The 16,397-nt window shown below is 57.5% G+C and carries 16 protein-coding genes and 1 pseudogene; 16 read left to right on the top strand and 1 reads right to left on the bottom strand.

Going from position 1 to position 16,397, the window contains the following annotated elements:
- Positions 1–247 precede the first annotated feature (247 nt).
- Positions 248–1,024, top strand: a pseudogene (locus PSES9_RS25790) (MCP four helix bundle domain-containing protein); the annotation flags it as partial.
- 153 nt (positions 1,025–1,177) lie between these two features.
- Positions 1,178–1,882 (top strand): methyl-accepting chemotaxis protein, encoded by a 705-nt coding sequence (locus PSES9_RS25785; protein ID WP_443216067.1) that lies wholly within the window; start codon positions 1,178–1,180, stop codon positions 1,880–1,882.
- A gap of 39 nt (positions 1,883–1,921) precedes the next feature.
- Here PSES9_RS25785 and PSES9_RS0121180 read toward each other — a convergent pair whose 3' ends face one another.
- Entirely contained in the window at positions 1,922–3,988 is a 2,067-nt protein-coding gene (locus PSES9_RS0121180; protein ID WP_029529693.1) for a putative bifunctional diguanylate cyclase/phosphodiesterase, read from the bottom strand.
- Positions 3,989–4,281: 293 nt separating this feature from the next.
- Here PSES9_RS0121180 and PSES9_RS0121175 point away from each other — a divergent pair, with 293 nt between their 5' ends.
- The 14 genes from PSES9_RS0121175 (at position 4,282) to PSES9_RS0121110 (ending at position 16,293) form a co-directional block, all read left to right on the top strand.
- Positions 4,282–4,800 (top strand): sigma-70 family RNA polymerase sigma factor, encoded by a 519-nt coding sequence (locus PSES9_RS0121175; RefSeq protein ID WP_010490348.1) that lies wholly within the window; start codon positions 4,282–4,284, stop codon positions 4,798–4,800.
- A 2-nt stretch (positions 4,801–4,802) separates the two neighbouring features.
- The gene (locus tag PSES9_RS0121170) at positions 4,803–5,747 is read left to right on the top strand and encodes a FecR domain-containing protein (protein ID WP_010490345.1); all 945 of its coding nucleotides are present in this window, start codon (positions 4,803–4,805) and stop codon (positions 5,745–5,747) included.
- A gap of 111 nt (positions 5,748–5,858) precedes the next feature.
- Positions 5,859–8,363, top strand: coding sequence for a TonB-dependent siderophore receptor (locus PSES9_RS0121165; protein WP_010490343.1), 2,505 nt, complete (start codon positions 5,859–5,861; stop codon positions 8,361–8,363).
- A gap of 194 nt (positions 8,364–8,557) precedes the next feature.
- Positions 8,558–8,848, top strand: coding sequence for a DUF3649 domain-containing protein (locus PSES9_RS0121160; RefSeq protein ID WP_010490341.1), 291 nt, complete (start codon positions 8,558–8,560; stop codon positions 8,846–8,848).
- Positions 8,845–10,482 (top strand): PepSY-associated TM helix domain-containing protein, encoded by a 1,638-nt coding sequence (locus PSES9_RS0121155; protein ID WP_010490339.1) that lies wholly within the window; start codon positions 8,845–8,847, stop codon positions 10,480–10,482. Before PSES9_RS0121160 ends, PSES9_RS0121155 begins: the two co-directional genes overlap by 4 nt.
- Entirely contained in the window at positions 10,482–10,826 is a 345-nt protein-coding gene (locus tag PSES9_RS24025) for a DUF3325 domain-containing protein (RefSeq protein WP_010490337.1), read from the top strand. Before PSES9_RS0121155 ends, PSES9_RS24025 begins: the two co-directional genes overlap by 1 nt.
- A gap of 156 nt (positions 10,827–10,982) precedes the next feature.
- A complete protein-coding gene (locus tag PSES9_RS0121145) occupies positions 10,983–11,219 on the top strand; it encodes a hypothetical protein (RefSeq protein WP_010490335.1) in 237 nt (78 codons plus the stop codon).
- A 70-nt stretch (positions 11,220–11,289) separates the two neighbouring features.
- The gene (locus tag PSES9_RS0121140) at positions 11,290–11,571 is read left to right on the top strand and encodes a peptidylprolyl isomerase (RefSeq protein WP_010490334.1); all 282 of its coding nucleotides are present in this window, start codon (positions 11,290–11,292) and stop codon (positions 11,569–11,571) included.
- Positions 11,572–11,795: 224 nt separating this feature from the next.
- A complete protein-coding gene (locus tag PSES9_RS0121135) occupies positions 11,796–13,112 on the top strand; it encodes an MFS transporter (RefSeq protein WP_010490332.1) in 1,317 nt (438 codons plus the stop codon).
- 168 nt (positions 13,113–13,280) lie between these two features.
- A complete protein-coding gene (locus PSES9_RS0121130; RefSeq protein ID WP_010490331.1) occupies positions 13,281–13,982 on the top strand; it encodes a YebC/PmpR family DNA-binding transcriptional regulator in 702 nt (233 codons plus the stop codon).
- Between the two features lie 197 nt (positions 13,983–14,179).
- Positions 14,180–14,815, top strand: coding sequence for a hypothetical protein (locus PSES9_RS0121125; RefSeq protein WP_138943172.1), 636 nt, complete (start codon positions 14,180–14,182; stop codon positions 14,813–14,815).
- A gap of 5 nt (positions 14,816–14,820) precedes the next feature.
- On the top strand, positions 14,821–15,267 hold the full coding sequence (locus PSES9_RS0121120) for an NUDIX hydrolase (RefSeq protein WP_443216066.1): 447 nt from the start codon (positions 14,821–14,823) through the stop codon (positions 15,265–15,267).
- A gap of 111 nt (positions 15,268–15,378) precedes the next feature.
- The gene (locus PSES9_RS0121115) at positions 15,379–15,636 is read left to right on the top strand and encodes a hypothetical protein (protein WP_010490325.1); all 258 of its coding nucleotides are present in this window, start codon (positions 15,379–15,381) and stop codon (positions 15,634–15,636) included.
- A gap of 132 nt (positions 15,637–15,768) precedes the next feature.
- Positions 15,769–16,293 (top strand): ankyrin repeat domain-containing protein, encoded by a 525-nt coding sequence (locus PSES9_RS0121110; RefSeq protein ID WP_010490324.1) that lies wholly within the window; start codon positions 15,769–15,771, stop codon positions 16,291–16,293.
- The last annotated feature ends 104 nt before the right edge of the window (positions 16,294–16,397 follow it).

The raw sequence follows: 16,397 nt of genomic DNA, 5'->3' as shown, positions 1-16,397 counted from the left end.
GCGCGAATCATATCCCAACTCGCGTCAGGCGCAATACGAATAAACGCAGGTAAACACCTTTACTTTTCCAGCCAGACCGCCCCCCCGCTTTGGCCTGCAAATGCAACCTATTTCCCTGCAGCCTTATCAAGCACCGTCCAGTTTCACTGATGCATTGCCCCGGAGTGAGAAAAGCAGGTTCCGACAGCTCGGTTTCTCGTGCGTGGTATAGACTCAAGGCACAGAGTAAACACTCGGGAGAACCAACATGCTTCGTGCTTTCGCCGATTTGGGGTTTCGTTGGAAAATTGCATTGCCCATTGTGTTATTGGCCGTGCTGCTGGTCACCATGGGGGTTCTGGGGATGCGCGGCATTGCCCAGGTCGCGGAATCGAGCACCACGCTAACCAAGCGCTATTTGCCCGGCATCAGTCTATTGCTCAATGCAGACCGCGACCTTTACCAGGCCTTGGTCGCGGAACGCAGTTTGCTCGATGAAGCCGTTGGCGACCACGCCCAAGCCCTGACCGCCTCCCATGCGGAAAACATACAGCAGGCATATGACCGTGTGCATAAGTTCGCCGCCATGCAACCGGGCGCCGAGGCCATGAAGCTGGTTGCACAATTTGATGCAGGTTTCGAACGCTGGAAGGCGACCTCGCAGCAAGTGGTGCAACTGGTTGCCAGCGATCCGGAGGCCGCCAGCAACCTGAGTTTCGGTGCCAGCGAAGAGCAGTTCGAAGCCATGCGTGCGGCCATCGACAAACTGGGCGAAATGGATGACCAAGCCGCCAATGCCGAGGGGCAGGCTGCGATTCAATTAGGTGAAACACTGGGCTGGCAGCAGGGCCTGATCATAGCCCTTGGCCTCTGTGTCTGCCTGGTACTGGTGATTGGCTTCCCGATTCTGGTGACCGGCCCGCTGCATAACCTGCTCAACCGGATCAACCAAATCGCTGAAGGCGACGGTGATTTGCGCGTACGCCTGGATGTTGTCTCCAACGATGAACTGGGCCAGCTAAGCCATGCGTTCAACCGTTTTCTCGACAAGCTACAACCCTTGATCAAGGAAGTCGGCCGCGTCACCGGCGAGGTCGAAAGCTCCGCGCAGAACCTGGCCAAGCTGTCTGTCGCCAATGATCAACTCATCAGCAGCGAGTATGCCGCGGTCGATCAAGTAAGCACCGCTGCGACAGAAATGAGCTCGGCGGTCCATGAAGTGGCGCGCAACGCACAGAGCGCCGCAGATGCCGCGCGCAGTGCCGAGGCCCAGTCCCGCGAGGGCGCACAGGTGGTTGGCGGAGTGATTGAGTCTATTCGGCAATTGGCCCAGGAAGTCGAAAGCGCCTCGACAACCATTCAAACCCTTGAGCAGGAGGCCGGGAATATCGGTGCGGTGCTAGCCGTTATCAGGGGCATTGCCGAACAGACCAACCTGCTCGCGCTCAACGCCGCAATCGAAGCAGCACGGGCCGGTGAACAAGGCCGGGGATTTGCCGTGGTGGCCGACGAAGTACGAGCACTGGCTGCGCGCACACAAGACTCGACCAAGGATATCCAGGTAATGATCGAACGCCTGCAAGTTGGCGTGCAGAATGCCGTCAAGGCCACGCACTCCGGCAGCAGCAAGGCCCAGCAGAGTGTCGAACAGGCCGCAGGCGTGGATCAGGCACTGACCGATACCAGCGACTCGGTACAGCGCATCAATGACATGGCTGCGCAGATCGCCACCGCCTGCGAAGAACAGAGCAGCGTAACCGAGGAGATTGCGCGCAATATCAGCGATATCCGCGACCTCTCCAATGAAGCTGCGCAGACTTCGGAACAAAGCGCACAAGCCAGCAAGCACCTTTCAGAGTTATCGCACGGCTTGAGCACATTGGTCGGGCGTTTCCGGGTCTAAGGCCGAAAATCGCTCCCCTGCCGGCTTGTGTCGCTCAAGCTAGCAGGGCGCCAGAACCTGATGCCCCAGGCTTCCAAGCAACATGTCGGCCGGCTGTGGCCTGCCCAAATGAAAGCCCTGCAGCGTATTGCAACCCAGGCGAGTAAGCAGGTCCTTTTGATCGCTGGTTTCCACGCCCTCGGCAACAATCGTCATGTCCAGGGTTTGTCCCAGGGCAATGATCGCCGAGACAATCGCCGCATCATCATTATCCTGCGCCAGCGCCATGATAAAGCCGCGATCAATTTTCAATTCATTGGCTGGCAGGCGCTTGAGATAAAGCAGGCTTGAGTAACCGGTGCCGAAATCATCGATGGAGATGCTCACACCCAACGCCGATAGCCGATTGAGCACATCCAGGCTGGCCTCGGCGTCACGCATGGCAGTGGACTCAGTCACTTCCAGAATCAAATACTTGGCATCGACGGCGTAGCGCTCCAGGGCCGAACGCACCACATCCACCAGGCTTGCATGCGCCAACTGCACAGTCGACAGATTGACCGCCATGCTCCAATTGCCATAGCCGGCATCATGCCAAAAGCGCAGTTGGCGACAGGCTTCATTGATGACCCAGTTACCGATAGGAATAATCAAACCCGTGCGCTCGGCAAGGGGCAGGAAAACATCAGGCTGGATCAGGCCATGCTCCGCACTCTGCCAACGCAGCAAGGCTTCAACCCCGACCATCACCCCATTGGGCGCAAGCATCTTGGGTTGGTAATGCAGGCAAAACTCCTGACGCTCAAGTGCCAGTCGCAAGTCTTGCTGCAACTGCATCTGCTCGTGGGCGTTAACGTTCATGGTGCTTTCAAAAAAGCAGTAGGTGTTACGCCCGGTTTCTTTGGCGTGGTACATCGCCGCATCGGCATTGACCATCAACTCATGGGCGCTTTTGCCATCATCAGGGAACAAGGCAATGCCAATACTGACGGAGAGATTGAGGCTGTTGCCGTCGATGCTATAAGGCTGGGCAATGACCTCGACCAGCCGTTGTGCCAGGGCTGCAGCGTCTTCTGGCTCACTCTGATCAACCAACATCACGAATTCATCGCCGCCCAGGCGGGCCACTGTATCTTCTGCACGCTTGGTATCGAGAATGCGCTGTGCAACCTTCATCAGCAGCCGATCACCAGTGAAATGGCCGTAGGCATCGTTGACGGCCTTGAAACCATCAAGGTCCATGAACAGCAGTGAAAACTGGTGTTTTTTGCGGGCGGACTTATTGATTGCCTGCTCCAGGCGATCGTTCAAAAGCAAGCGGTTGGGCAGCTTGGTCAGGTTGTCATGCAAAGCCAGCTTCACCAACTCGGTATTGGCACGATCCAGCGAGGTAGCTAACAGGTTGGTGCGCACATCGAGCATGGAGACGATCAAGGCAATGGCAAACACCGCCAGGCTCACCACTATCACCAATACCGCCAGCCATTTGCTGTCAATGCCACTGTTGGCCGCACCACAGAAGCTGCCCACGGGAAACTGTGCAGCCGCCATGCCGGTGTAATGCATGCCCACGATGGCACAGCCCATGACCAGCGACGCGCCGATTCGCGCATAGGTGTTGAACTCGGAATCCCGGCGCAAGCGAAAGGCAATCCACAAGGATGCCCATGAAGCCGCCGCCGCAATCGCAATCGACAACACGAAAAGCCAGGGAATGTAGACAATTCCCGGGGTCATCAACATCGCTTCCATGCCCGTGTAGTGCATGGCGGCGATGCCGAACCCCATCAACAGACCGCCTAACCACAAGCGCGCGCCTGGTAGATTTTCCTGGCACACCAGCCACATGGCAAAGGCTGAAGAAAAAATCGCAATGATCAGCGACAGCAGTGTCAGCGTTACGTCATAGCCCAGGGATATGGGCAGACTGAATGCGAGCATGCCGATAAAATGCATCGACCAGACACCAAACCCCATGGCGAACGAACCACCGATCAGCCACAAGATTGCCGCTCGTCCCTTTGAACCAGCGACTCGACCGACCATATTCAGCGCGGTGTAGGCAGCAAGAATGGCAACAATCAAAGAAAATACGACGAAAATGCCGTTGTAGCTGCTGACCAGCATGGGGAACTCACTGAATGGAAGGTGCATCGCGGCGCGCATAATATCAAAAAGACATCATCCGTAAATCACATGTAGTGGCTCGTCAAGACCAGCGGTAGCCTGCCATCGACTTCGCAGAAAGTTATATCGGCCAGTCAGCGGATTAGCTGAAGCCAAATTCGTGTTTTTTAGTGCCGGACAGAGTGATTAGCGGGGTGCTTATGGATATGCGTCGAGCGGTTAGATAATGGCACTTGCGTGTGCACGACATTCCATAGAGAATAAATGATATCAATTATCATTTAGGCTCCGCAGTGCTCTCGCCTCCTCCCTCCGAGCTGACCAGCCAGCAAGCGGTTCATTCGCTCTATCACCAGCATCACGCCTGGTTGAAAATGTGGCTGCGCAAGCGTCTGTCTTGTGCAGAAAGCGCTGCCGACTTGGCGCAAGACACCTTCGTGCGCGTACTAGCCAACCGCCAGACTCAAGAGCTGCGTGAGCCCCGCGCCTACCTCAGCAGCATTGCCAGAAGCTTGATGATTGATGGTTTTCGCCGCCGGGCGCTGGAAAAATCCTATCTCGAAGCATTGGCAACCATGCCAGAGCAACAGGAAATATCGCCAGAAACCCGAGTACTGATCCTCGAAACCCTGGTGGAAATCGATCGCATGCTCGACAACCTGGGGGCACGCGGCCGTGAGATTTTCCTCTTGGCGCAACTTGATGGCCTGAGCCAGGTTGAAATTGGCCGACGCCTGGGCCTTTCAACCAACACAGTGCGCAAACATCTGGTTCGCGCCCTGACGCAATGCATGCTGCTGATTGAGGATTGAGCATGAGCGCCCCAGTGTCTACCGCCACTCTACAGGCCGCTGCCAACTGGTATCTCGATCTGCAAGAAGCACCAGACAACGCCGCGTTGCTTGACGCACACCAGCGCTGGCTGGCTGCCGATGCGGCCCATCGCCAAGCCTGGACGCGCCTGGAAAAGCTCCAGGGCAAGCTGGCAACACTGCCTGCAACCCTCGCCCGGCCAATGCTGTCAGTTGCGGGTAATAAACGGCGCGAGAGCCTCAAGCTGCTCGGGTTGTTGCTGGTTACCGGGGGCGCAGCAGGCTTGGCCTGGCAATCGACCACGTTCAGCAGCCTGCGCGCAGACCAACGCACCGCCACTGGCGAACGACGCAATATCCGGCTTGACGACGGCAGCACCGTGCAACTCAACAGCGCCACCGCCCTGAATATCGACTACGGCAAACAGTTGCGTGAAATCAGCCTGCTACAGGGTGAGATTCTGGTCCAGACCGCCGCGGATCAGCAGGCCCGGCCCTTTGTTGTACACACCGAACAAGGCAGCATCCGTGCGCTGGGTACACGGTTTTTAGTCCAGCGTGAGGGCGAGTTCACTCAAGTTCGGGTGTTGCAACACGCAGTCGAAGTCCGTAGGGCAGACCACCAACCGCCCGTGCGTGCAAAACCTGGGCAACAGTTGCGTTTCAGCGCCAGTGACACACGGGCTGTAGAACCGCTGGAAAGCCATGCGGATGCCTGGGTCAATGGCATGTTGATCGTCAGTAACTGGCCCTTGCCAAGATTTATCGCTGAGTTGGCCCGCTATCGCCCGGGCGTTCTGCGTTGCGACCCAAGCTTGAGCCACCTGCGAATTTCAGGCGCATTCCAGCTTGCGGACAGCGACGCGATTCTCGATAACCTGAGCACAACACTGGGGCTGCGCATTCGCAAAGTCAGTTCTTATTGGGTGAGCGTTGAGCGCGCCTAACCCTGGATAAAAATATTTCACCCAGGTGTTGTTGATTCGTATTCTCAACCGTCTTGGTAGTTAAAGCGCTTATTTGGCGCTGACCACAGAACAACTATCAAAGGACCTTCCATGCCGCTCCAGACTGTCACGCGCCGTGCCCGGATGCTTTGTTCCGCCCTGCCTGATCCATTCCACACGGCCATTCATCGTGCGGTACTGGGCGCAGCCCTTGCCCTGCCACTGGCAACGGCATTACAGGTTCAGCCAGCCTTGGCCGAGTCGGTGGTAACAGAGCAAGAGTTCAGCATCGCCCCCGGCACTCTGGAGTCCGCACTCAATAGTTTCGCCGCCACCGCTGGAGTCAGTGTGTCCTCGACCCCGGAACTGATCCAGGGCATGCGCTCGGCCGGGCTGCGCGGGCGCTACACCAATGATCAGGCGCTGGAAAAACTGCTGATGGGCAGCCGCCTGAAAGTGGTACGTCAAGCCAATGGCAGGTATTCATTGCTACCTCCCACCGCTGCTGAAGCCAGCAGCAACAGCGCGCTGGAGCTGGATGCGACCTATGTCACCGGGCTCAGCCTCGGGGCAACCACCGAAGGCACGGGCTCCTACACCACCGGCTCGACCAGCACTGCAACCGGACTGCCTTTGTCGATCCGGGAAACCCCGCAATCGGTGAGCGTGATGACCCGCCAGCGCATTGATGACCAAGGCCTCACCCAACTTAATGACCTGGTGCGCCAAGTTCCGGGGCTCAGCATCAACCAGAGCGGTAACGGCGGCTCGGATACCAGCACAATCTATTCGCGCGGCTTTGCCGTGGAGAATTACCAGGTCGACGGCGTGCAATGGCTCAGCAGTAATTATAAGTCGATCATCCAAAGCAACGACCTGGCACTCTACGACCGGGTCGAAATCATTCGCGGCGCTACCGGCTTGACCAAAAGCATCCGAACGCCAGGTGCGACCCTGAACATGATCCGCAAGAAACCGACGTTCAAGCCACAAACCAGCCTTAGCGTCACTGGCGGCTCCTGGGACTACCAGCGCACCGAGCTGGACACCAGTGGCCCGCTGACCGAGAGCGGTAATGTCCGTGGCCGCCTGGTTGGGGTTTATCAGGATAACGAGTCGTATATCGATCGTTTTAACGAACGCAAGAAAGTCTTCTACGGTGTGATCGAGGCCGACCTTACGCCCGATACCCTGCTCAGTGTCGGCATGGATTATCAAAGCCATCAGGCCGATGACCACGCGCGCAGTGGTTTACCGCTGTACAACCAGGATGGCTCACTCGCCGACTGGTCCGACTCTGATTCAGCGGGTGCGGCCTGGGCTTACTCCAACCGCACATTCACCTCTGGCTTTGCCACCTTGGAGCAGCGCCTGAACGAGCGCTGGAAAGCCAAGCTGACACTCAACCAGGGCCGCTACGAATACGATGAAGTCATAGGTTACGCCGCCAGTGGCTTTCCCGACCCCGCTACCGGCGCTGGCATGGGCTTGTGGGCAGGCCGCTGGGAGGCCAAGCCGGTGCAAACCAGTCTCGACCTGAATTTTGCCGGTAGCTTCGACCTCTTTGGCCGCGAGCACGATGCCGTCTTTGGCTACAGCCAGCAAGACACCGAGTACCGCACCAACGGCTATCCCCTCTGGCGCTTCGCTGACTGGGACAACTCGATTGACAACATCTACAACTGGGACGGCCAGGACCCGGGTAAACCCGCGATGCCAGCCACCAGCCGAATCGATTACGAAGAGGCGCAAACAGCCGTCTATGGCAGCCTGAGACTGCGGGCTAGCGACGCGCTATCGGTGATTCTCGGCGCCCGGGTCAGCGACTGGGAGAACACCGTCAAGACCGACTACTACGACCCGACCTCCGCCGATACCGATGACAAACGCACTGAAACCGGCGTGGTCACACCCTTCGCCGGCCTGGTTTACGACCTTGACGATAACTGGTCGCTCTACGGCAGCTACACCAGTATTTTCAAACCGCAGAGCAACATGACCGAAACGGGTAACTACATCGACCCACTCGAAGGCGTGGGCTATGAAGTTGGCAGCAAGGCGGCATTCTTTGATGATCGCCTCAACCTCGGCCTGGCGCTGTATCAAATCGAACAAGACAACCTGGCCGTGGCGATCCCCGGCGTCCTCGCGCCAGATGGCAACCAGGCCTATAAAGCCGAGTCCGGCACCAAGACCCGTGGTTTTGAAGTGGAAGTCTCAGGTGAACTGGCCCCGGATTGGGAAGCCAGCGCCAGCTTCAGCCGTAACATCGTACAAGACAGCGACGGCAACAAGCTCAATACCAATGTTGCGCAGAACACCGCGAAATTGTTTACCACCTACACCCTGCGCAGCATCGGCAATGGCCTTACCCTCGGCGGCGGTGTCAATTGGCAAAGTGAGATCTATAGCGATGGCATGGGCCCGTTGGGCGTGCGCTTTACCCAGGATGACTACGCCTTGGTCGATGTGATGGCGCGTTACCCGCTGACCGAACAACTCAGCGCCACCCTCAACCTGAACAACCTGCTTGACGAGGAGTATTACACCAGCACCTCTTCCAGCTATTACGGTACGCCACGTAATGCAACCCTGGGTTTGCGTTTCAATTTCTAGGTCGCGGCGACTGCCAGGCATGACCGCCTGGCAGTCGCCTGACACATATTGTCACAGCTAAAAACCCTGCTGCCTTGTGGTTTTGTCCTGCCCGTTCGTTTTAATCTATGCGCAACTGATTCTTGTTAAGATTACTTTTCGTCCCGTTGCCCTGCCGACGGACTTTTCTTGCTCCAAACCATGGCTGCTTGCTCATGAAACCAACCTCCCCTTCCCGTGGCCGCATCTTGTTGTCACGCACCGCTGCCGCGATTTTCGGCGGGTACGCGCTGACCTCGGCCAGCGTGATTTTTCTCGGTGCGGTGCTGCCGCTGCCTAAAAGCCAGGCGATTCTGGCGTCTTCGCTGATCAGCTTCGCGGTCTACACCGCCGCCATCATTTGGGTATTCGCGGTGCAGGACAACCGCCGTGCCTGGCTCGGCCTGCTGTTGCCAGCACTGGTCCTGGCCCCGCTTGGCTGGTGGCTTGGGAGGGGCATGGTATGAGTCAGGCAGTCAAGAAAGAAGGCCTGCGCCAGTCGATGGCATGGCTACACACCTGGGGTGGCTTGTGGGCCTGCTGGATACTCTTTGTGGTCTTTATCACCGGTTCGCTCGGGGTCTTCGATGAAGCCATCACCCGCTGGATGAAGCCGCAAATCCCACAGGCTGGCGAAGTCCGCGGCATGGACGATGGCGTCGACCGGCCTCTGGCCGTGCGTGTCGGCCAGGCCTATTTGCGCGAGCATGTGCCGAGCAGCCATTTCTGGGGCATCGGCCTGCCGAGTGACACGGACCCGGCTGTGCGGGTTTTCTGGCAGGACGAAAAGGAGCAGTTCCAGAACCTGCGTCTTGATGCGACTAGCGGTGAGCCAATCAAGGCCAGTACCGAGCGAGAAAGCGAGGGCGGGCACCACTTCGTGCATATGCACTTCGAGTTCCACGCTGGAACCGCGGGTATCTGGCTGGTTGGCTTTTTCACCATGGCCATGCTCGTCGGTTTGGTCAGCGGAGTCATTACCCACAAGCGCATCTTCAAGGACTTTTTCACCTTTCGGCCTGGCAAGCAGCAACGCAGTTGGCTGGACGCACACAATGCGGTGTCGGTGCTCAGCTTGCCGTTCCAGCTGATGATTGCCTACACCGGCCTGGCGACCTTTTACATGCTGTATATGCCCGCCGGTATCGAAACCCACTACAGCACAGACGATGCCTACTTCGCCGACCTGCTGACCCAGCCGACGCCACGTGAAGAGACCGGCATCAAGGCCGAGGTCACAGCGCTCGACCAGATATTGATCAGCAGTGAGAAACAACTGCAACGTCCGCTCAGCTTTATCAGCGTCGAACATCCCGGTGACAGCAGCGCCTCGATTGTGACCTTTGGCCGCTTTATCGAAAAAACCGGTGAATACCGCTTGCTCGGCGATGGCGGTGGCCAGGTGTTCTTCGATGGGGTCAGCGGCGAGCAGCAGGATTTCCAGGCGCCCGGGGAATTACGCGGCGGCGCGGCCCAGGATGTGCAGTCGGTCATGCGTAACCTGCATTTTGCCGCCTTCGGTGGCCTTACCGCTCGCTGGCTCTATTTCATCTGTGGCCTGGCAGGTGCGGCGATGATGGCAACCGGTGCGATCCTGTTTATGGTCAAGCGTCGCCAGCGTTCGCTGAATGAATTCGGAGCTCGTACACCCCAGGTCTACCGGATCATCGAGGTGCTTAACATCGGCTCTATCAGCGGTATCAGCCTGGCCTGCATTGCCTTTTTCTGGGGCAACCGCCTGATCCCGCTGGGTATCACTGACCGCCCCGAATGGGAAGTCATCAGTTTCTTCGTGGTCTGGCTACTGACCTACGTGCATGCCGCCATACGCCCGGCTACAAAGGCCTGGATCGAGCAGTTGCTAGCAGTAGCAGCACTGTGCCTGGCCCTGCCGCTGCTCAACTGGCTGGTGGTCGGCGACCAGTTCGTCAGCTATCTGCAACGAGGCGATGGCGAGCGGGCTGCAGTCGAGTTGACCGCCATGTCTATCGGCCTTTTGAGTCTGTGGACCGCTCGCAAGCTCTGGCTGAAAAATCGGCAAAAGGTCGAGCGCAAGACGCCACAACCCAGCTTGAACACCGCCAAAGTAGAGGTGGCTTGATGAACATGACGCTCGCCCTGCTGCTCGGCGCAGCTCTGTGCTACGCCGGCATGGCCGCGCTTTGCCTGGCGATGGACAGGCATCACCGCCAAGTCTGGAACCGTACCGGCGCCACCCGGCAAAAAGCCTTGCGCCTTATCGGCTGGTTGCTGCTGGCGGTTGCAATCTGGCCATGCGTTCGCGCCTGGGGTAGCTCGGTTGGCGTGGTCATATGGTTTGGCCTGCTCAGCGCGGCGGCACTGGTCCTGGTATTTCTTCTGCCCTATCGGCCGAAAGCTGCGGCCCTGTTAATGGGTGTGACAGCCCTGGGCGGCCTGCCTGGGTTGCTCTGGAGTGCTGGCTAAGGCCGCAATAGTTGAAGCCCATGAGTGCTAGGGCGCGCCGTTCAAGCAATGGCGTGCTCGAGCACAAAAGTCAGCAACGCGCCGTTGCGCCCCAACGCAGTGAACAAAGAGTGCGTATACTCGCGTCCTTTCTTCTACTGCCCCATGCGAACCGCCATGAAAACCACTGAGTCGCCCGACGCCCGGGTCATTGCGCCAACCGTCACAGAGGTCACTGGCGAACCCCAGGCCAAGCCAGCAATCCCGGCCTTCAAGTTCCCGTTCTCGCCTGCCAGCTATGCGCCGGGCAAGAACGATGGACAGGCGTGGCACGCCAAAGGCAATAAGTCGGCCCACGAGAAGAAAATCGGCCCGGCCCCCAATGGTACGCGCCGCTCCATGGGCAAGCGCTAAAGCGCTCAGCGATGCAATCGCCACCTAATTACGGTAGGCTCAACAGATTATCTGAGAGGAGTACACCCCCATGGCTCGAGCCACTGCCCGCCACATCCTGGTTTCCAGCGAAGCCAAGTGCAACGAACTGAAAGCCGCCATCGAAGCTGGCGCTGACTTTGCGCAGGTTGCCAAAGACAACTCCAGCTGCCCATCAAGCCGCGACGGCGGCAACCTGGGTACTTTTGGCCCAGGCCAGATGGTCAAGGAATTCGACACAGTAGTGTTCAGCGCCCCGGTGAATGTTGTCCAGGGCCCAGTGAAAACCCAATTCGGTTATCACCTGCTCGAAGTTACTGACCGCCAAGACTGATACCCTGCTACGCGCCGTTCTCGAACGGCGCGTTTGCTTTGGTTTCCCGCTCTCCCTCCCTCGCCAAACCCCTCGTTCTCGCGAAGCCCCCAGCAGAACCTGATCTAAAAACAAACCACGAGCCTTTTTTGCTCAACAGTTGCTTTATGGCTGAGTAGGCTCAGGACGCGCTTGCGTGGCATCATTGCCGACATTTTCGATAGCGCCCATGACTCAGGATCAAGATGCCCGGCAAGAACCTAACGGATGATATCTACAGCAAGCTTGTAGATGAGGAAGACGCCCGCGTCTGTACCGAACTGAGCGACAGCGCCTGTCACCAAGTGCCCGGCAATTTCTTGTTGATGATCCTGAGTCACTTCTTCAGCAAACTGGGCGATGCCCTGGCCAACCCGAAAATCGTCCTGCCCTGGGTGATGGAGACGGTTCACGCACCACTCTACCTCATCGGTTTTCTGGTCCCCATACGCGAGTCGGGCTCATTGATCCCGCAACTATTCGTCGCCAGTTATATCCGCGCCATGAAGATCAGGAAGTGGGTCTGGGTATTCGGCAGCATGGTCCAAGCCTTGGCGATTGCCGGCATTGGCCTGGTTGCCTGGACCCTGGATGGGGCCACGGCGGGCTGGGCAATCATCGCCTTGGTGAGCCTGTTCAGTATTGCCCGTGGCCTCAGCTCGGTCGCGTCCAAGGACGTCATTGGTAAAACCGTGCCCAAGAGTCGCCGCGGCCAGGTCAACGGCTGGTCGGCCAGCGCTGCGGGGTTGGTCACCGTCGGTCTGGCGTTGGTATTGCTGTTCAGCAGCCAGGCCCAACCGGAACCTATCGCCTATGCCTTGCTCCTGGCTGGCGCTGGCTGCTTGTGGGTGATTGCCGCGCTGGTCTATGCACAGATCAGCGAAGATCCTGGCGAGACGGACGGCGGCGGCAACGCATTTATTGAAGCCATCAAGCGCCTGGATATATTGCGCACCGATAAAGCCTTCCGCCACTTCGTGATCACCCGAGCCCTGTTGCTTTGCTCGGCGTTGACGGCACCGTATTACGTAGTCCTTGCACAAAAGAACCTGGACTCCAATGCATCACTGCTTGCCCTCTTCTTGCTGGCCAGCGGCGCCGCCAGCCTGGTGTCCGCGCCCGTGTGGGGACGCTTTGCCGATGTGTCCAGCCGCAAAGTCATGATCCTCGCCGCGCTCATGACAGCCGCACTGGGTATTATCCTGTTTATCCTCGACCACTTCGAACACGCCTGGCTGGGGTTTAGCGGGTTAATCCCCGCACTTTACTTTTGCCTGAGCATTGCCCATCAAGGGGTACGCATTGGTCGCAAGACCTATGTGGTTGATTTGGCACAAGGCAATCGCCGCACCGATTATGTGGCGGTCAGCAACACGCTGATCGGGGTTATCTTGCTGTTGATGGGGTTTATTGGCGCACTGAGCATGGTGGTAGGCGTCAGCGCCGTTATCCTGCTGCTTTCATTGCTTGGTGCGGCGGGCGCAGGCCTGGCGGTGGCTTTGCCAGAAACTGAAACACCCTAGCTAGAGGCCTTCGAGCTGGAAATCCGACCGTGCGCCCATTTGGTGGGTGCCAGCCTCGCTCGGAACGATTAAAATAACCGACTCACTTTCTGATGCCCAAACCCCGCGCCTCCATAGCGGCTGCATTTGGGTGAACATTTTGCAGTACTGACACAAGAGAACCTCCCAATGGGTGCACAGTGGAAAGCCAAACCTAAAGAAGCCGCAGCCAACGCACGCGGCAAGATTTTTGGTCGCCTGGTCAAGGAGATCATGATCGCGGCCCGCAATGGCGCCGACCCGGACATGAACCCCAAGCTGCGCCTTGCCGTGCACCAGGCGAAAAAAGCCTCCATGCCCAAAGACACCCTGGAGCGCGCAATCAAAAAAGGCGCTGGCCTGCTGGGTGAGACAGTCAACTTTGAACGCACCACCTACGAAGGCTTCGCGCCTCATCAAGTGCCGGTGATCGTCGAATGCCTGACCGACAACATCAACCGCACTGTTGCTGAAGTCCGGGTACTGTTCCGCAAGGGCCAGATGGGAGCTTCCGGTTCCGTGACCTGGGATTTTGACCACGTTGGCTTGATCGAGGCATCACCTGAAGGTGAAGCTGATGCCGAGTTGGCCGCTATCGAAGCTGGCGCCCAGGATTTTGCCGAGGCCGATGAAGGCAACACTCTGTTCATCACCGAAATCACCGACCTGGATGCGGTCTCCCGCGCGCTCCCGGAGCACGGTTTCACCGTGAACTCGGCACACATTGGCTACCGTCCGAAGAACCCGGTGACCACCCTGAGCGCCGAGCAACTTGAAGAAGTTGAAGCCTTCCTCGAAGCGATTGACGCCCATGATGACGTACAAAACGTCTACGTTGGCCTGGCAGGTTAAATCCAGCCCGCAACCCGGCACGAACTCGCTGGGCTTGTCAGCATTCAAAGCCTTGCCCAGCTTGAAGTTATGCCCAAAGTGGCACGGTACTGCAGGTCAAGATCATCGCCAGGGCACCTTTGAAACTGTGATTTATCAAAGGTGCTCCAATTGAACCGGGATGCCGTTCCCAATCGGGATATCCCCAGGAGTTTGCTTTGCACAGATTTTTGATCCTCGCGGTCAGCGCCTTGCTTACCGCATGCGCCAACACTGCCCCAAGCGAGGTAAGCTCGAAGTCGGCCTACGAACATTCGGTTGCATCGGGCTCCAGCCCAATGGCGAAAACCACCCTGGAAGCGCTGCATAATGCCGAGGCGATTCCGCTTCCGGTAAACCCGGGCGTCGCCGTGCCGTCATGGACCATCACCGCCGACCAGCCGCGCCTGGACTTTGGCAGCTCAATTTCAAACTACCGGGTGTTTTCACTGGCCCTGAAAAAGGGCGAGCACTTCAACCTCAACGTTAATTCTCGCTGCAACAACTCGTGCCTGGGGGTGAGTAAGTTCGCTATCAAGCCTCGCGCCATGCTGCTAGACAGCTACGGCGTGATAATAGCCAGCAAGCCTTCCCATGCATCGGCCAGCCTTGGCCAGATGAGCATGGGATGGGAGGGCGAAGCCCCCGAAAGTGGCACTTATTACCTGCTGGTAGCAGCGGATAACGAAGATATCGGCAAAACCATAGTGATTGACGACGTGTGGTTGAATAACTCGCCACTAATGTCCGTCAAGGTCGGCATGAATAGCCAATCACTCGACGAAACTAGCGCGTTCTCCAACACGCCGCGCTAACCCACATGTCTCATAACCAATATCAGCACATGCCAAACGAACTTCCGGTCCTGAACATCGCTGCTATTTGCTTATTCGATTTGAATGGGCGCTTGCTTCTGGTGCGCAAGCGCGACACTCAAGCCTTTATGCTCCCGGGTGGCAAATGCGAGCCAGGAGAAAGCTCGCTTAACGCGCTACAGCGTGAACTGCTGGAAGAACTAGAGCTGCGCCTCGATGTGAGCAGCATCAGTTTGCTCGGCCAGTTTTCAGCGCCAGCCGCCAACGAGGTCAACACCCGCATTGCCGCAACGGTATACCGTGCCGCCCTGCCGCATAGGGTTTATCCAGCGGCTGAGCTTGAGCAGATCGAATGGCTAGAGGCGCAAAAGCCATGGCCTGATAACCTCGCCCCGCTCCTTTCTGAGCATGTTTTGCAAGCACTTGGCGGCATCTGGACTGCGGATCTCTAAATCAGCCTTACAAAACTTCAATAGCCACTATTAGAACGATCGATTTCTACCGTCAGGCGCCCCTGAATAATCTATACGCATCCCCAAATGCCCAGATCAACAGGTGCCCAGATGAAACGCTCAATCGCTCTTTTGCTTACTGTCTTAACTGTGGTTCTCAGTGGCTGTGCCGCACAACCTCAATCCAGGGAACCCGCCTACACCGACGCCGAAGTCAAACAGTTCGCACTTGAGGTTCTGAGCCGCAGCAGCCTGTCGATGGAAGATTACGAGAAAATCCGCAAGGCCCTGCTCAACCCGAACCACAGCATGTCCAACTCGATCAGGGATGTTAAAACGGCTGCAGAATTTAGCCCCGATAAAGGCTAGGCAACCGCGCCATGGCATCCGGCTGGATAAATCACCTTGATCAATAAAGCCAATCGGTACATTTGCCCGAACCCCGTTATGCTGTAGACAGACGAACTGCAACGACCCAAGATTTTTATCAAGGAGGGTTAAATGACCGAACAACAGAGCAATGCCGGCGAACAACTCGACGACGAAACCCTGGCATTTGCTGAGCGGGTTTTCGATCATGCGCGCTGTGGCGATACCGATACCCTGAAGGCAATGATCGAACAGGGTCTACCCGTAAACCTGCGCAACCACAAAGGCGACAGCCTGTTGATGCTAGCGAGCTATCACGGGCACATCGAAACCTCGAAAATGCTCCTGGCGGCCAAGGCCGACCCAGACCTGCGCAACCAGAACGGCCAGACACCGCTGGCAGGTGCAGCCTTCAAGGGCAACCTCGAAATCATCAAAATGCTTCTTGAGCATGGCGCAGATGTCGAGGGCACGACCCCTGACGGCAAGACTTCACTGATGATGGCTGCAATGTTCAACAACGTTGCCGCTATTGACCTGTTGCTCAGCCATGGCGCCAACCCTAAAAGCTGTGACAACAACGGTGTGACACCGCTGACCGCCGCAAAGCTCATGGGCGGCCCCGAAGCAGTGGCACGCCTGGAGCAAGAACAGTAACAACCTGGCTGCAATTCCAGCCGCTTGTTGAGCTTATTGCACAGGGTATTGATCCTGAGCAATAAGCTCACCGCCAAGCTCATTAGCCTGTGATCATCCTTCAT

Source organism: Pseudomonas sp. S9 (assembly GCF_000222125.1).
GTDB lineage: Bacteria > Pseudomonadota > Gammaproteobacteria > Pseudomonadales > Pseudomonadaceae > Aquipseudomonas > Aquipseudomonas segetis.
This window is presented reverse-complemented; position numbering and strand designations above follow the sequence as displayed.

Bases quoted from the DNA above. Each gene is read 5' to 3' on its own strand.
- PSES9_RS25785 (WP_443216067.1), top strand. From the start codon at position 1,178: ATGAGCTCGGCGGTCCATGAAGTGGCGCGCAACGCACAGAGCGCCGCA.
- PSES9_RS0121180 (WP_029529693.1), bottom strand. From the start codon at position 3,988: ATGCTGGTCAGCAGCTACAACGGCATTTTCGTCGTATTTTCTTTGATT.
- PSES9_RS0121170 (WP_010490345.1), top strand. From the start codon at position 4,803: ATGAGCGCCCCAGTGTCTACCGCCACTCTACAGGCCGCTGCCAACTGG.
- PSES9_RS0121165 (WP_010490343.1), top strand. From the start codon at position 5,859: ATGCCGCTCCAGACTGTCACGCGCCGTGCCCGGATGCTTTGTTCCGCC.
- PSES9_RS0121160 (WP_010490341.1), top strand. From the start codon at position 8,558: ATGAAACCAACCTCCCCTTCCCGTGGCCGCATCTTGTTGTCACGCACC.
- PSES9_RS0121155 (WP_010490339.1), top strand. From the start codon at position 8,845: ATGAGTCAGGCAGTCAAGAAAGAAGGCCTGCGCCAGTCGATGGCATGG.
- PSES9_RS24025 (WP_010490337.1), top strand. From the start codon at position 10,482: ATGAACATGACGCTCGCCCTGCTGCTCGGCGCAGCTCTGTGCTACGCC.
- PSES9_RS0121145 (WP_010490335.1), top strand. From the start codon at position 10,983: ATGAAAACCACTGAGTCGCCCGACGCCCGGGTCATTGCGCCAACCGTC.
- PSES9_RS0121140 (WP_010490334.1), top strand. From the start codon at position 11,290: ATGGCTCGAGCCACTGCCCGCCACATCCTGGTTTCCAGCGAAGCCAAG.
- PSES9_RS0121135 (WP_010490332.1), top strand. From the start codon at position 11,796: ATGCCCGGCAAGAACCTAACGGATGATATCTACAGCAAGCTTGTAGAT.
- PSES9_RS0121130 (WP_010490331.1), top strand. From the start codon at position 13,281: ATGGGTGCACAGTGGAAAGCCAAACCTAAAGAAGCCGCAGCCAACGCA.
- PSES9_RS0121120 (WP_443216066.1), top strand. From the start codon at position 14,821: ATGTCTCATAACCAATATCAGCACATGCCAAACGAACTTCCGGTCCTG.
- PSES9_RS0121115 (WP_010490325.1), top strand. From the start codon at position 15,379: ATGAAACGCTCAATCGCTCTTTTGCTTACTGTCTTAACTGTGGTTCTC.
- PSES9_RS0121110 (WP_010490324.1), top strand. From the start codon at position 15,769: ATGACCGAACAACAGAGCAATGCCGGCGAACAACTCGACGACGAAACC.